Source organism: Actinomycetospora cinnamomea, assembly GCF_003096675.1.
In the GTDB taxonomy this organism is placed as follows: domain Bacteria; phylum Actinomycetota; class Actinomycetes; order Mycobacteriales; family Pseudonocardiaceae; genus Actinomycetospora; species Actinomycetospora cinnamomea.
The window spans coordinates 918,917-932,054 of record NZ_QEKW01000001.1; the positions used below are offsets into that span (position 1 = coordinate 918,917).

The following is a 13,138-nucleotide window of genomic DNA, read 5'->3' on the forward strand; positions in this document are numbered from 1 at the left end:
AAGGGGTCGGAGGAGCACCGGGAGTGATCTCCTCGACGGCCGGCGTGCTCGCGCACGGAGCGGGCGTCAGGGCCCCGACACGGTCTCCGCGGTCTTGTTCTTCCTCTTGTCCATCTCGTTCTGGACCGCCCCCCAGGCGAGGACGGCGGCGACAGGAGCCATCGCCAGCGCGACGGCCTTGACGCCGGGACCGAGCGCTCTCAGGGCAAGACCAAGGATGACCATGACGCTCCTCGGGTCGTGGGGTCCCGAGGGTACCGTCGCGACGAGAGGCATCGCTCGGTGTCGTCGGCGCGCAAGCGAGGGAGCGCCCGCCCCGGAACCCGGAGCGGGCGCTCGTGCGTGGACGGGGTCAGGCCGCGCGCGTGACGGCACCCGGGTCGGCGACGGCCCCGCTGAGCAGGTGCCCCGCGCCGGGGACCCGGGTCTCGAGGCCCAGCTCGGAGAGGATCCGGAACGTCGTCGCGGTCGCCGCCGACAGCACCGGCATGCCGACCTCGTCCTGCACCGCCTCGATCGAGGGCAACGAGGGCATCTGCACGCACGCCGACAGCACGAGCGCGTCGGCGCTGCTCAGGTCCAGCCGGCGGTGGTGCTCCCGCAGGTCGGCCGGGTCGAGCCGCGCGACCGCCAGGTTGTCCGGCACCTCGAGCGACAGGGCGTCGACGACCTCCACCCCGGCGTCCTCGAGGTACGCGACGACGGCCTGCGTGAGCGGCTTCATGTACGGCGTCACGATCGCCACCCGACGCGCCCGCAGCGCCGCGATCCCGGAGAGCAGCGCGCCCGCCGACGAGATCACCGGCGCCTCGGCGCCCTCGGCGCGCAGGGCGCGGGTGATGTCGTCCTCGGCGGTGCAGTGGAACCCCGGCCCTTGCGCCATGATCGCGACGAGGCACGCCGTCGCCACCACGTCCGGGCGGGCGTCGGCGAGCTCGGTCGCGGCGCGCGCCGCCTGCGCGTTCATGGCCTGCAGCTGCTCGGGGGTCACGTGCTGCATGCGCGCGCGGGCGGCGTGGAAGACGAACCGGTCGTCGGGGACCACCTGCTCGCGCGCGGCGAGCATGCGCGGGAGCTCGGTCTCCATCGTCAGGTTGGAGCTCGGGACGATCATCCCGATGTGGTGGTCCCTCATCGCTTCACGGTAGGACGCATCTCGGGGATCGTCAGCTCGCCCTTGTCGACGATCAGCTCGTCGTCGAGGTACAGCGAGTTCCCGCGCATCGGGATGTCGAAGTGGCAGGGCGTGTCGTTCGGGCCGCCCAGCTCGTTGTTCGGCCCGATCGAGAACATGACGTTGCCGTAGAAGCTGCGCAGCTCCATGCCCATGCCGCCGGGGAACTGGGTCAGCCCGTGCCAGTGGGCGCGCTCGTCGAGGCCCCAGCCGACATGGCTCATGCCGTAGCCGCGCGGGTCGTCGAAGCTCTGGATGTACGACGAGAGCAGGTCCGCGTCGAGGCTGGACTGCCCGGGCACACCGCGGATGTCGCGGATGAAGCCCTGCTCGATCGTCAGCGTCACCGGCGTCTGCACGTAGGTGTTGAACGGCAGCAGCACGTCGCCCGGGGAGAGCACGATCTGCCCGTCGACGCCGTCGTCGGCGCCGCCGGTGAACACGAACGCGGCCGGCCAGTGGTCCCAGCGGCCCGGGGTGTCGGTGTAGCCGTACTCGCTCATCGTCGGGTAGACGCCGAGCCGGTAGGTGACGTCGGTGCCCGCGGGGCTCGTGATGCGCATCGACCGCGCCTTGGCCAGCAGGTCGGCGCCGTACTCGACGCGCTCGCGCAGCTCGGTGGTCGGCATGAGGCGGGCCAGCAGCTCGGGCGGCTCGACGGCGGTGAGGATGCGGGTGCCGGCGTCCTGGATCGCGAACTGCTCAGGGCTGAAGAGCAGGAACGTGGAGTCGACGACCATGTCGACCGCCTTGAGCGCCTCGACGGCCAGCGGGTTCTGCCCGAGGCCGGAGTCGCCGACCGCCCACGCCCCGCTCGCGCTCGCCGGGGCGGGCAGGCGCATGTGGTAGCCCGCGGCGCCCAGCTTCTGGATCGCCCAGAGGAACGCGTCGGCGTACTCGCCGCGTTCGGCGCCGCGGGTGAGCACCGCGACGGTCTCGCCCTCGCGCACACCGGAGAGCGTCAGCTGCTGCAGGCAGATGTCGTTGAACAGGTTCTGGTCCATCGCGACCACCTCCGCCCTCAATCCGAGCACGTACTATCCGAGCACGCAAGGAGTGCAACAGGATCGTCACCGGCATGACGCCGCACGGCCCAGCCCGCGCGTCCGTGTCACCGGCGCGCCCCTACGCTGCCCCGATGGCCCCGGAGGACGAACGCATCGCCCTGTTCCTCGACTACGAGAACCTCGCGATCGGGGCGCGCGACGGTCTCGGGGTCTCGCCGTTCGACTTCGGACCCGTCGCCGACGCGCTCGCCGAGCGCGGGCGGGTGGTGACCCGCCGGGCCTACGCGGACTGGTCCGCGTTCGACGAGGACCGCCGCCTGCTCGCCCGCGCCCAGGTCGAGCTGATCGAGATCCCGCAGCGCCTCGGGGGATCCCGCAAGAACGCCGCGGACATCAAGATGGCCGTCGACGCCATCGAGCTGGCCTACGAGCGCGGGTTCGTCACCACGTTCGCCATCGGCACCGGCGACTCCGACTTCACGCCGCTGATGCACAAGCTGCGGGAGATGGACAAGCGCGTCATCGGCATCGGCGTGCAGTCCTCGACCTCGAAGCTGCTGCCCGCGGCGTGCGACGAGTTCCTGTTCTACGACCGCCTGCCCGGGGTGGAGGGCCGCCCGGTGCCGGCCCGGCCGTCGCGGCGCCGACCGACCACTCCGGCAGCCGCCCCCGCCCCCGAGCCGGAGCCGGTCGAGCCGGTCGAGCCGGTCGAGCCCCCCACGCAGGAGGAGGCCGAGTCCGACGGGCCCGACCCCGACCTCGCCACGGTCGTCACCAGCACCCTCGCCGGGCTCGCGCGGGCCACCGACGGCCCGGTCCGCGCCTCGACGCTCAAGCGCGCGATCCTGCGCAAGGACCCCACGTTCGACGAGGGCGACCAGGGGTTCCGCGGCTTCGGCGAGCTCCTGCGCCACCTCGAGGGACGCGGGGTGCTGGCTCTCACGCCGGGCACCGCCGCCGGCGACCCCGAGGTGGCGTTCCCCGAGGACACCTCGGCCGAGGACGAGGCGTTCGCCCTCTTCGCCACCACCGTGCGCGACCTGGAGGACTCCGGCGGCGGACCGCCCCAGCTCTCCGGGCTCAAGGACCAGATGCGCAAGCGCGACCCGGGGTTCTCGGAGAAGCGCTACGGGTTCAACGGCTTCCTGTCCTTCGCCCGCGCCGCGCGTGCCCGCGACCTCGTCACGATGGAGTGGGACGAGGGCCGCGGCGACTACCAGCTGTCGGTGTACTGAGCGACGGCGCGGTCACCGGTGCTGCCGTCGGCTCCCGCCGTGCCAGTCCTCGACCACGCCGACCTCGCCGGCCGCGACGCCGAACGCCGGCAGCTGCGGCTGCTCGCGCAGGCTGCGCTTGAGCTCGGCGAACCCCGGGAACCGGGCCAGCCCGACGGCGTGGTCCCACAGCTCGCCCGCCTGCTCCTCGGTCGGCATCCGGCTGATCACGGGCCCGAAGAACGCGAGGCCGTCCGGCGGGTCCACCTGGATGATCGGGGTGCCGACGTCGCGCCCGGTGGCGGCCAGCGCCTCGTCGGTCTCGGCCTGGACCACCGTGTCCCAGGCGGTGTCCTCGACGGTCTCCGCGAGCTCGGGCGGGAGCCCCGCCGTCGTCAGCACGCCCGCGACGAACGCGTCGGTGCCGCGCGCGCCCTTCGCCTCGGCGGTGTCGGGCACCGGCTCCTGCTCGAAGACGTGGCGCCCGAAGGCCTCCTGCAGACGGTCGAGGGCCTCGGGCCCGTGCTCCTTGCGCACCCGCGCCGCGACGCGCAGCGCCCGCAGGCCCGCCGTGTGGCCCGCCTCGTACTCGGGCGGGAACTGCGCGTCGTAGTCGACGTGGGCGTTGAGCAGGCGCAGCGAGATGAAGCGCCACTCGATCGCGAGGTCCCGCTGCGGGGCCACCAGGCGCAGCCACTTGCTCGTCATCCAGCAGAACGGGCAGACGGGGTCGAACCAGAAGCGGACGTCCATGCCCGCGATCTTCTCCTCCGACCGCCCCGTCCCGCCGTGCGAGGGGACGAGGATGTGCCCCGTGACCGCCTACTGGATCAACACCTTCACCGCCGTGCACGACGACGAGAAGCTCGCGGCCTACATCGCGCTCGCCGGACCCGCGATGACCGGCGCCGGCGGGCGGTTCCTCGCCCGGGGCACCCCGGCCGCCGTCTTCGAGCAGGCGACGGTGCAGCGCACGACGCTCATCGCGTTCCCCGACGTCGACACGGCCGTCGCCGCCTACCACTGTCCGGCCTACCAGGAGGCGCTGCGCGCGCTCGGTGACGGCGCCGAGCGCGAGATCCGGATCATCGAGGGGCTCCCGACCTAACTCCCGCCCACCCGGTCCTGCAGGCGGCGCATCCCGGCGAGCCAGCGCTCGTAGTCCTCGCCCTTGCGCCGGAAGAAGGCCAGGACCTCGGCATGTGGCAGCACGAGGAACTGCTCGCGCCCGATGCCCTCGACCACGGCGGCGGCGACGGCCGCGGGCGACAGCACCTCCCCGGCGGCGCGGACCGCGCCGGTGGCCGTGGCGCCCATGCCGTCCGGGTCGGTCTCGAGCATCGGCGTCGCCACGCCCATGGGGCAGACGGTGGTGACGCGGACCCCCCGCGAGCCGTAGGTCACCGAGAGCCACTCGGCGAAGGCCACGGCCGCGTGCTTGCTCACCGCGTACGGCGCGGAGCCGATCTGGGTGAGCAGGCCGGCCGCCGACGCGGTCGAGACGAAGTAGCCCTCGCCGCGCGCCAGCCAACCCGGGAGCAGGAGGCGCGCGGCGGTGATGTGCGCGCGCAGGTTGACGTCGAGCACCGTGTCCCACACGGCGTCCGGGGTCTCGACGGGATCGGTGCCGGCGCCGACGCCCGCGTTGGCGAGGTAGACGTCGACCGGGCCGACCTCGCACGCGACCTCGTCCAGCAGGGCCGCCGTGGCGTCGGCGTCGGTGACGTCCAGCGCCCGGGACAGCACGGCGTGCTCGTGGTCGGGGGCGGTGAGGTCGGTGGCCGCGACCCGGGCGCCGGCGTCGGCGAGCGCGGTCACCAGCGCCCGCCCGATCCCCCCGCCGGCCCCGGTGACGACGGCGACGCGATCACGCAGCTCCATGGGCGGAGCGTGTCAGACCCGCTCGATGATCGTGGCGTTCGACTGGCCGCCGCCCTCGCACATGGTCTGCAGGCCGCGCGTGCCGCCGGTGCGCGCCAGCTCGTGAACGAGCTTGGTCGCGAGGACCGCGCCGGTGGCGCCCAGCGGGTGGCCCATGGCGATCGCCCCGCCGTTGACGTTGGTGCGCTCGAGCGGCGCGCCGGTCTCCTGCGCCCACGCCAGCACGACGGGCGCGAACGCCTCGTTGCACTCGAAGAGGTCGACGTCGTCGACGGTCAGCCCGGCGCGGCGCAGCACGGCGCGCGTCGCGGGGATCGGGCCGGTGAGCATGAGCACCGGGTCCTCCCCCACCACGGCCATCGTCGACACCTTCGCCACCGGCGTGAGCCCGTGCGTGCGCACCGCGTCCTCCGACGCCACGAGCAGCGCCGCGGCGCCCACCGAGACCTGGCTGGACACCGCCGCGGTGAGGTCGTAGCCCTCGCGGAGCGGCGGCAGCGTCGACATCTTCTCGACGTTCGCGTCCCGCCGGATGCCCTCGTCGCGGTCGAGGCCCTCGAGCGGCGCGATCTGTCCGGTGAACCGGCCCTCGTCGGTGGCCCGGGCGGCGCGGCGGTGGCTCTCGACCGCGAACTCCTCCATCTGCGCGCGCGAGAAGCCCCACTTCTCGGCGATCAGCTGGGCGCCGCGGAACTGGCTGATCTCCTGCTCGCCGTAGCGCTCGATCCACCCGGCGCCCTCGCGGCGGGTGCCCATGCGCTCGAGCACCGCGGCGTTGGCGTCGAGGGGGACGATCGCCATGTTCTCGACGCCCGCGGCGATCACCATGTCCTGGGTGCCCGAGAGCACGGCCTGCGCGGCGAAGTGCAGCGCCTGCTGCGAGGAGCCGCAGGCACGGTTGATCGTCGTCCCGGGGACGTGCTCGGGGTAGCCGGCCGACAGCCAGGCCGTCCGGCCGATCACCCCGGCCTGCGGACCGAGCTGGGAGACGCAGCCCATGAGCACGTCCTCGACCGCGCCCGGGTCGATCCCCGTGCGCTCCACCAGGGCCCGCAGCGCGTGCGCCCCCAGCTCGGCCGGGTGCACGTCGGCCAGCGCGCCCTTGCGCGTCCCGACCGGCGTGCGGACGGCGTCGACGATGTACGCCTCGGTCAGGGGCACGGAGGTCCTCCTCGGGAGCGCGAGCGTGTGGCGTGACGGACACCGAGTGTCTGCGATGGCCCACCGCTGACACCAGCGGTGATCTCAGCCGGCGGCGCCGGCCTCGCGGACGAGGCGGCGGGCGCGGTCGATCTCCGGCGGTGCGGGGAGGTCGGGCAGCAGGGTCGTCGCCGTCCGCAGGGCCCGCAGGGCGACGGTGACACCGAGGTCGGTGGTCGGCAGACCCGGCAGGCCGTACATCCGCCGGGCCCAGCGCGGCAGGGTCGCGAAGGACACCGCGGCGATCGACGACAGCGCCACCGCGATCCCGGTCGGGGCGCTCGGCTGCGGGGTCAGCAGCCCGCCCACGCCCCACCGCGCCTCGTCGGTGAGCCGCAGCTCCGGGCGGATGCGCGCGAAGTAGGCCGCGAGCTCGGCCCGCGACGCCGGCACCGTCGGCGGGTCGAGCCCCAGGAGCTCCGCCGCGCGCACGCTCTCCGCGACGTAGGCGTCGGCCTCCTCGTCGTCGACCACGCCCGCCCGCCGCGCCACGTCGACGTACGAGTCGATCTCGGCGTTGTGCACCCAGAGCAGGTTCTCCGGGTCGTCGAGGGCGAAGGAGGTGCCGTCGGGCTCGCGGCCGCGCAGCATCGCGTGCATCCGGCGCACCCGCGCCGCGGCGTTCTCCACGTCGGCGCGCGAGCCGAACGTCCGGGTGCCGACGAAGCCGACCGTGCGCTGGAAGCGCGGCCACGCCTTCTTCGGGTCGAACAGCGCCGAGTTCTGGTAGGTCCCGCGCATCACCCGCGGGTGCAGCGACTGCAGCAGCAGCGCCCGCATGCCGGCGACCCACAGCACCGGCTCCAGCTGCACCCGCCACGTCACCGACCTCGGCCCGAAGAGCCCGAGGTCGGTGGCGTCGGGGCCCCCCTCGAACGTGTCCACGGCACCCGTCGTCATGTCGAGGGGGTCTCCGATCCGGCGCGCGTCAACCGCGGACGCTGAACGTGGAGTCGGGAAGTCCACACCGCTAGTTTGCCCGCGTGGTCGCGCTGCCGATCTGGCTGCTGTTCGTGCTGCTGGTGGTGGTGGCCCCGGCGGCGGCCATCGGCCTGCAGGTGCTCGTGCGGCGCCGCTGGCCCCACCTCGCCGAGGGCGACCACAACGACGTCGCCGGGTTCATCATCGCGATCGTCGGCGTCATCTACGCCGTGCTGCTGGCGTTCGTGGTCATCGTGTCGTGGGAGCAGTTCAGCCGCGCCGAGAGCGTCGTGGGCCAGGAGGCGAGTGCCCTGCGCGGCCTCTACCGCGAGAGCCACGCGTTCCCGCCCGACGTGCGCGAGCGCCTCGAGGTCGACGTGCGCGCGTATGCCGAGGCGGTCGTGACCCGTGAGTGGCCCGCGATGGGTCGCGGCGAGCCCGGCGACCCGGCGGTCGCGGCCGTCATCGACCGCACCGCCGCCGACCTCGCGACCCTCCCCGCCGACACCCCGGTGCGGGAGGCGTACGTCGGGGTCGAGGCCGACCGGTTCGCCGAGCTCGTCTCGTCCCGCTCCCACCGGCTCGACTTCGTCGAGCAGGGGCTGCCCGGCGTGCTGTGGGTCGCGCTCGTGTTCGGCGGCGTGGTGACGGTCGGCTTCGCGATGATCTTCGGCCTGCGCAGCACCGCCCTGCACACGATCATGACGGGCAGCCTCGCCGCGGTGATCGGTGTGCTGCTCTTCGTCGCCGTGGCGATCGACCGCCCGTTCGCCGGCGACGTCGCGGTGCGCCCCGTCCCGATCGAGCGCGTGCTCACCGACTTCGGGCGCTGACGATCACTCCCGCACGGTCTCCAGGTCGCGCACGAGCCGGGGCAGGATCTCCCCGACCCCGCCCCGCAGCACGGAAGTGGCGACGTCGTCGTACGGGGTCGGCTCCCCGTTGACGATGATGACGTCCGCACCCGCGGCCGCGGCCAGGTCGACGACGCCCGCCGCCGGGTGCACTCCCAGCGACGTGCCCACCGCGAGCAGGACGTCGGCCTCGACGGCCGCGCGCCGGGCGCGGAGCAGCACGCCGGCGTCCAGCTCCTGGCCGAACGAGATCGTCGCGGACTTGAGGATGCCGCCGCAGCCGGGGCACGCCGGGTCGTCCTCCCCCGCCGCGACCCGCTCGAGCGCCTCGCCCATCGGCGCGCGCCGGCCGCACGACAGGCACTCCACGTGGTGCAGCGTCCCGTGCAGCTCCACCACGAGGTCGGGCGACGAGCCCGCGGCCTGGTGGAGCTCGTCGATGTTCTGCGTGAGCAGGGCGAACAGCCGGCCCGAACGCTCGAGGGCGACCAGGGCGGTGTGCGCCGGCCCGGGGCGCGCCCGCCACACCGGGTGCGCGGCCCTCTGGCGCCAGGACTCCCGGCGCACCTCGGGGTCGGAGACGTACGCCTGCAGCGTCGAGAGGCGCTCGGCCCTCGGGTCCCGCGTCCACACGCCCTGAGGGCCGCGGAAATCGGGGATGCCGGAGTCCGTGGACACGCCCGCCCCGCTCAGCACCGTCACGCGGCGCGCGCGAGCCAGCATGTCCGCTGTGCGCTCGATGTCCGGTTCGGCGACGTGGTCGGTCATACCTCCACGATTCCAGCGTTCACTCGACCGTGGACCTGCTGTAACGCACACCGGACTCACCTCGACCACACCCGTGCGGCGTCGCGAGCACCCCCGGGTGACGGAACCCCCGGCTCCGGCCCGCGGAGTGGGGAGGGGTGTCGTGGGGACCCACCGCAACCTGTCGTCGCGCGTCATCGGTGTGCACGGACTTCCGGCACCGGTCATCTCGCTGATCCAGGAGCAGGCGGAGGCACGCGGGCTGTACCGCGACCCGCTGCCCCACGTCACGCACGGGCTGCGCACCGACGAGGTCGTCAGCGCCGGGCGGCGGTTCGGCCGTGCGCGGCCGCGCCGGCACGCCACCGAACTCCTGCTGACCCCCGACGTCCTCGTCGTCAGTGACCGTGACCCCGACCGGGACGGGGCCGACCCCGACGCCCAGGTGACGTTCCACCACCTGCACCAGATCGAGGTCACCGCGGCCGGTGAGGGACAGGCCGGCGCGACGCTGCTCAGCACGCCGGTCGGCTCCACCGAGCGCAGCACGTACGCCGTGCCGTCGGACGGGGGCCCCGAGACCGTGCGCTTCCTGGAGGCCCTCGTCGACGCCGCGGCACAGGCCCGCGGGACGGCCGACGTGCCGTCGTCGCGGACCCCGGTGGAGTCGTTGTCGCCCGAGTACTCCTAGCCCTCCGGCCGTCCCGCGCGCCACGGTGACGTTGCGGCGACGACCCCGCCGGTGCTGTGGGCTCAACCGCCGGCGGAGCCGCCCCGACCACCAGCCCTCGGCCGGCGGCGCACGACCGATTCCCGATCCGCATGCTCGACCAAACCGCCCCGAGCCCGGTGCCGCCGACGTACGCCGCGCGGGCGAGATGCCGGCGCCTCGCGGGAGACTCCGACCGTGACCCCTGCCGCCGACGCCGAGGCCGTCCTCGCCGGTCTCGTGCGGCCGCCGATCGCGCCCGCCGACATCCCGACGCGAGTCCCGCGGGAGCCAGGCGTCTACGCCTGGTGGGCACACCCGACGATCCTGCCCGGCGTGCCGGGCCCGGCCCATCCCGACGAGGCCGGACTGCGGCTGCTGTACGTCGGCCGCGCGACGGCGCTCCGATCGCGCCTCGGCCGGAACCACATGCGGCGGACGGGCAGCTCGACACTTCGCCGGACGCTCGCGGGGCTGCTCCTCGACGAGGAGGGGTACCGGACGCGGTGGACCGACCGTGTCGTCCTGGTCGACGAGGACGAGGCGAGGCTGACGACGTGGATGGGGGCCAACCTCCGCGTGTCCTGGTGCACCCACACGGAGCCGCGCCAGGTCGAGGGCGACGTCATCAGAGCACTCGGGCCGCCGCTGAACGTCGACCATGCCTCGGGTCCCTCCCGTGCGGCCGTCAAGGCGGCGCGGAAGCGGTACCACGGCAGCGCAAGCCCTCGTCCGTAGCGGTGACACCCACGTCGAGGGCCGCGTGACCGGAGGGGAACCACCGGTAGTCTGCGGTCGAGGGCCCCCGTAGCTCAGGGGATAGAGCACCGCTCTCCTAAAGCGGGTGTCGCAGGTTCGAATCCTGCCGGGGGCGCTGGGCCTGACGGCAAGTCAGAGAGGGCGGCCACGCCGAGCTCGGGTGATCTGTCGGTGCCATCCCTTCGCCCCGCGGGTCGGGGGCATGGAGTGCTGTGGCAAGCACCCCGCGGCCGCTGCCGCGGCCGGTCTGCGACCGATCGTCGACCCCGACGCGGGCCCAGGCGCGCCCGCAACCCGAACGGAGACGACGTAAGAAGATCAAGAACCGAAGCGAGCAGGGGTTGACCGGCCCCGCTCCTCCAGAAATGACCTCTGCTCCGGCACCACCCCCTTGGTCCGGGAGTCGCCACCGCACCATGCCGTCGGGGCTCGCCAGTACTTCATGTCGTCACTTCATGTCGTCGCGGGAAGTGCGCTGGCAGCGGCAGTCGGCCGAGGGCCAGTTCGGCGAGCCGTTGCACAGCCGCGGGTTCCATGAGCAGGTCGACCAGTGGTTGGTCCTCGAGGATGAGGAAGTACACGATCCCGGCGCCGTCCGAGAACGTCACTGTGCGCATCGGGGCCCTCGGGGTTGGCAGCCGTGTAGGGCGGCCACGACCAGGGCGACAGCGCCTCGGTCAACGACGCTGCGGCACCCGGAGGCAACGCGGCGATCTGCTCGTCGACCGCATCGCTGGTCCGTACCTCGTACACCTACATCCCGGCTTTGGCCCGCGTGACCGCCAGCGGCTCGTCCGGCGGAGATGACTGCCCAGTCACTTGCTCCGCTGCCCGCCGGGCCACTCGCGCGAACCACTGCGGGTCGGACTGCAGCGCCGCGATCCGCCGCCACTGCTCGAGCATCGTGAACAGCTCGGTGAGGTCCAGGCTGGACCTTGTCGCCTCGAGCGCCGGGAACCAGCCGCCACGTCGTCAGTTCTGGCAGCCCCTCGCACCGGTGGAAGGATCGACGACCATGACCGACGCCGGAGCGCTGGGCGCCGACGAGGCCACGTTCATCGCGGCGGTCCGTTCAGGCGACGCGGGGCGGTTCGCACTCATCACGGAGCGCCACCGGCGTGAGCTGCAGGTGCACTGCTACCGGATGCTCGCGAACTACGAGGACGCCCAGGACGTGACGCAGGAGACGTTCCTGCGAGCGTGGAACAAGCGGGAGTCGTTCAAGGGCCACGCCGCGCTGCGGACCTGGCTGTACCGGATCGCGACGAACGCCTGCCTCGACTTCCTGGAGAAGCGCAACGACCGCACGCCGGTACCGTCCGGGCTGCCCGACGTCGGCTCCGAGGTGCTGTACCTGCAGCCGTACCCCGATCGGATGCTGCCCGAGGACCCGCAGGAATCGGTGGTGGCACGGGAGACGATCGAGCTGGCGTTCATCGTCGCCGTCCAGCACCTGCCGCCGCGGCAGCGGGCGGTGTTCGTCCTGCGCGACGTCCTCGGTTGGCCGGCGTCGAAGGCCGCCGACGCCCTCGATCTGACCGTCGCATCGGTGACCAGCGCTCTGCAGCGGGCGCGCGTGACGATGCGCGAGCAGCTGCCCGACCGCCGCCTCGACTGGCGGAGCCCCGCCACCCACGAGCTGTCGAGCGACGAGCGCGGCGTGGTGAGGTCGTACATCGATGCCCACGAGCGCAACGACCTCGAGGGTCTGACGTCCCTGCTGCGCGAGGACCTGCGCTTCGCGATGCTGCCCGAGCCGGGCACCGTGCTCACGACGGCCGAGGACGCGGTGGACGGCTGGGTCTCCGGTGGGCTCTTCCGGCGCGGCCACGACGACTGGCGCGGGACCACCACGACGGTCAACGGCATGCCCGCCGCCGCGCTGTACCTGCGCACCCCCGACGACCCGCAGTACCGGTTGTTCGCCGTCGCGGTCCTGCACGTCGTCGACGGGAAGATCGCCGAGCTCACCGGATTCGACGCCACCGACAAACCATGGCTGGGCCTGCCCCCGACACTGTGATCAGAGCGTGCGGCCCCGTGCTCATCGCCTCGGCTCGTACCGGGTCAGCACCACCCCGCCGGGGAACGTCCGCGTCTCCACCAGGTCCAGGTTCACCCAGCTGTCCAACGCGGTGAAGAATGGCGTGCCGCCGCCCACGAGGACCGGATGGGTGACGATCGCGTACTCGTCGATCAGCCCGACCCGCATGGCGGCCCCGGCGAGCGTTGCGCCACCGACCCTCATCGGCCCGCCGTCCTCGGCCTTGAGCCGGGCGATCTCGGCGATCGCGTCGCCGGTGGCCAGGCGCGCGTCCCCGTCGACCTCGTCGATCGTCGAGGAGAACACCACCTTCGGCGTGTCCCGCCAGTTCCGCGCGAACTCGACCTGCGCCGGGGTGGCGCCCGGCTGCTGGTCGCCGGTCGGCCAGTAGGCGCTCATGGTCTCCCACAGCCGGCGCCCGTACAGGAACAGGCTGATCGAACGCTCCTGATCGAGCCACCACTGGAACAGCTCGTCGCTCGGTGCGCTCCAGCCGAGGTCCTCGCCGGGCGCGGCGATGTAGCCGTCCAGGGTCGCGTTCATGCCGAAGATCAGTTTCCGCATCGTGCCGGCCTCCCGTGTCGATCTCACACGTACAGACGGGCGCGGCGCGGAAACCTCATCGGTG

The 13,138-nt window shown here is 73.3% G+C and carries 16 protein-coding genes, 1 tRNA gene and 1 pseudogene; 7 read left to right on the forward strand and 11 right to left on the reverse strand.

Annotated features, from left to right (window positions below):
* Positions 1-66: 66 nt before the first annotated feature.
* From C8D89_RS29025 to C8D89_RS04340, 3 genes are all read right to left on the reverse strand, one after another.
* Positions 67-225: a hypothetical protein gene (locus tag C8D89_RS29025; protein WP_165825534.1), complete on the reverse strand. Its 159-nt coding sequence runs from the start codon at positions 223-225 to the stop codon at positions 67-69.
* A gap of 127 nt (positions 226-352) precedes the next feature.
* Positions 353-1,135, reverse strand: a complete 783-nt coding sequence (locus tag C8D89_RS04335) for a maleate cis-trans isomerase family protein (RefSeq protein ID WP_116706736.1) — start codon at positions 1,133-1,135, stop codon at positions 353-355.
* The gene (locus C8D89_RS04340; RefSeq protein WP_116706953.1) at positions 1,132-2,178 is read right to left on the reverse strand and encodes a 2,5-dihydroxypyridine 5,6-dioxygenase NicX family protein; all 1,047 of its coding nucleotides are present in this window, start codon (positions 2,176-2,178) and stop codon (positions 1,132-1,134) included. The genes C8D89_RS04335 and C8D89_RS04340 overlap by 4 nt, the downstream gene beginning before the upstream one ends.
* 134 nt (positions 2,179-2,312) lie before the next feature.
* On the opposite strand from C8D89_RS04340, the gene C8D89_RS04345 reads away from it, so the two are divergent.
* On the forward strand, positions 2,313-3,416 hold the full coding sequence (locus C8D89_RS04345; protein WP_116706737.1) for a PIN domain-containing protein: 1,104 nt from the start codon (positions 2,313-2,315) through the stop codon (positions 3,414-3,416).
* A gap of 12 nt (positions 3,417-3,428) precedes the next feature.
* Here the strand turns inward: C8D89_RS04345 and C8D89_RS04350 are convergent, their stop codons facing one another.
* Complete coding sequence (locus C8D89_RS04350; RefSeq protein WP_243417827.1) at positions 3,429-4,148, reverse strand: mycothiol-dependent nitroreductase Rv2466c family protein; 720 nt, start codon at positions 4,146-4,148, stop codon at positions 3,429-3,431.
* 61 nt (positions 4,149-4,209) lie between these two features.
* Here C8D89_RS04350 and C8D89_RS04355 point away from each other — a divergent pair, with 61 nt between their 5' ends.
* Positions 4,210-4,503 (forward strand): DUF1330 domain-containing protein, encoded by a 294-nt coding sequence (locus tag C8D89_RS04355; RefSeq protein WP_207787011.1) that lies wholly within the window; start codon positions 4,210-4,212, stop codon positions 4,501-4,503.
* Here the strand turns inward: C8D89_RS04355 and C8D89_RS04360 are convergent.
* From C8D89_RS04360 to C8D89_RS04370, 3 genes are all read right to left on the reverse strand, one after another.
* Complete coding sequence (locus tag C8D89_RS04360) at positions 4,500-5,276, reverse strand: SDR family oxidoreductase (protein WP_116706739.1); 777 nt, start codon at positions 5,274-5,276, stop codon at positions 4,500-4,502. The two genes, C8D89_RS04355 and C8D89_RS04360, sit on opposite strands and share 4 nt — an antisense overlap.
* 12 nt (positions 5,277-5,288) lie before the next feature.
* Positions 5,289-6,431, reverse strand: a complete 1,143-nt coding sequence (locus C8D89_RS04365) for an acetyl-CoA C-acyltransferase (RefSeq protein ID WP_116706955.1) — start codon at positions 6,429-6,431, stop codon at positions 5,289-5,291.
* Positions 6,432-6,521: 90 nt separating this feature from the next.
* Positions 6,522-7,361: an oxygenase MpaB family protein gene (locus C8D89_RS04370; RefSeq protein ID WP_243417828.1), complete on the reverse strand. Its 840-nt coding sequence runs from the start codon at positions 7,359-7,361 to the stop codon at positions 6,522-6,524.
* A gap of 98 nt (positions 7,362-7,459) precedes the next feature.
* Between C8D89_RS04370 and C8D89_RS04375 the strand changes: the two genes are divergently transcribed.
* Complete coding sequence (locus C8D89_RS04375; protein WP_116706741.1) at positions 7,460-8,230, forward strand: bestrophin-like domain; 771 nt, start codon at positions 7,460-7,462, stop codon at positions 8,228-8,230.
* Positions 8,231-8,233: 3 nt separating this feature from the next.
* On the opposite strand, the gene C8D89_RS04380 is transcribed toward C8D89_RS04375, so the two are convergent.
* A complete protein-coding gene (locus C8D89_RS04380) occupies positions 8,234-9,019 on the reverse strand; it encodes an SIR2 family NAD-dependent protein deacylase (RefSeq protein ID WP_116706742.1) in 786 nt (261 codons plus the stop codon).
* 142 nt (positions 9,020-9,161) lie between these two features.
* Between C8D89_RS04380 and C8D89_RS04385 the strand changes: the two genes are divergently transcribed.
* The 3 genes from C8D89_RS04385 to C8D89_RS04395 all read left to right on the forward strand — a co-directional run bounded on the left by C8D89_RS04385 (position 9,162) and on the right by C8D89_RS04395 (position 10,581).
* Positions 9,162-9,689 carry a hypothetical protein gene (locus C8D89_RS04385; protein ID WP_116706743.1) on the forward strand — a complete coding sequence of 176 codons (528 nt, stop codon included), beginning with the start codon at positions 9,162-9,164 and terminating at the stop codon, positions 9,687-9,689.
* Positions 9,690-9,905: 216 nt separating this feature from the next.
* The gene (locus C8D89_RS04390; protein ID WP_116706744.1) at positions 9,906-10,445 is read left to right on the forward strand and encodes a GIY-YIG nuclease family protein; all 540 of its coding nucleotides are present in this window, start codon (positions 9,906-9,908) and stop codon (positions 10,443-10,445) included.
* A 63-nt stretch (positions 10,446-10,508) separates the two neighbouring features.
* A tRNA-Arg gene (locus C8D89_RS04395) sits at positions 10,509-10,581 on the forward strand.
* A 325-nt stretch (positions 10,582-10,906) separates the two neighbouring features.
* On the opposite strand, the gene C8D89_RS29030 is transcribed toward C8D89_RS04395, so the two are convergent.
* Together C8D89_RS29030 and C8D89_RS30085 are read right to left on the reverse strand one after the other, a co-directional pair.
* A complete protein-coding gene (locus C8D89_RS29030; protein WP_165825535.1) occupies positions 10,907-11,074 on the reverse strand; it encodes a hypothetical protein in 168 nt (55 codons plus the stop codon).
* 145 nt (positions 11,075-11,219) lie between these two features.
* Positions 11,220-11,414, reverse strand: a pseudogene (locus C8D89_RS30085) (DUF6247 family protein); the annotation flags it as partial.
* A 67-nt stretch (positions 11,415-11,481) separates the two neighbouring features.
* Between C8D89_RS30085 and C8D89_RS04400 the strand changes: the two are divergent.
* On the forward strand, positions 11,482-12,489 hold the full coding sequence (locus tag C8D89_RS04400) for an RNA polymerase subunit sigma-70 (RefSeq protein WP_116706745.1): 1,008 nt from the start codon (positions 11,482-11,484) through the stop codon (positions 12,487-12,489).
* A gap of 21 nt (positions 12,490-12,510) precedes the next feature.
* Here the strand turns inward: C8D89_RS04400 and C8D89_RS04405 are convergent, their stop codons facing one another.
* Positions 12,511-13,074 (reverse strand): dihydrofolate reductase family protein, encoded by a 564-nt coding sequence (locus C8D89_RS04405; RefSeq protein WP_116706746.1) that lies wholly within the window; start codon positions 13,072-13,074, stop codon positions 12,511-12,513.
* Positions 13,075-13,138 lie beyond the last annotated feature (64 nt).

Bases quoted from the DNA above. Each gene is read 5' to 3' on its own strand.
- C8D89_RS29025 (WP_165825534.1), bottom strand. From the start codon at position 225: ATGGTCATCCTTGGTCTTGCCCTGAGAGCGCTCGGTCCCGGCGTCAAG.
- C8D89_RS04335 (WP_116706736.1), bottom strand. From the start codon at position 1,135: ATGAGGGACCACCACATCGGGATGATCGTCCCGAGCTCCAACCTGACG.
- C8D89_RS04340 (WP_116706953.1), bottom strand. From the start codon at position 2,178: ATGGACCAGAACCTGTTCAACGACATCTGCCTGCAGCAGCTGACGCTC.
- C8D89_RS04345 (WP_116706737.1), top strand. From the start codon at position 2,313: ATGGCCCCGGAGGACGAACGCATCGCCCTGTTCCTCGACTACGAGAAC.
- C8D89_RS04350 (WP_243417827.1), bottom strand. From the start codon at position 4,148: ATGGACGTCCGCTTCTGGTTCGACCCCGTCTGCCCGTTCTGCTGGATG.
- C8D89_RS04360 (WP_116706739.1), bottom strand. From the start codon at position 5,276: ATGGAGCTGCGTGATCGCGTCGCCGTCGTCACCGGGGCCGGCGGGGGG.
- C8D89_RS04380 (WP_116706742.1), bottom strand. From the start codon at position 9,019: ATGACCGACCACGTCGCCGAACCGGACATCGAGCGCACAGCGGACATG.
- C8D89_RS04400 (WP_116706745.1), top strand. From the start codon at position 11,482: ATGACCGACGCCGGAGCGCTGGGCGCCGACGAGGCCACGTTCATCGCG.
- C8D89_RS04405 (WP_116706746.1), bottom strand. From the start codon at position 13,074: ATGCGGAAACTGATCTTCGGCATGAACGCGACCCTGGACGGCTACATC.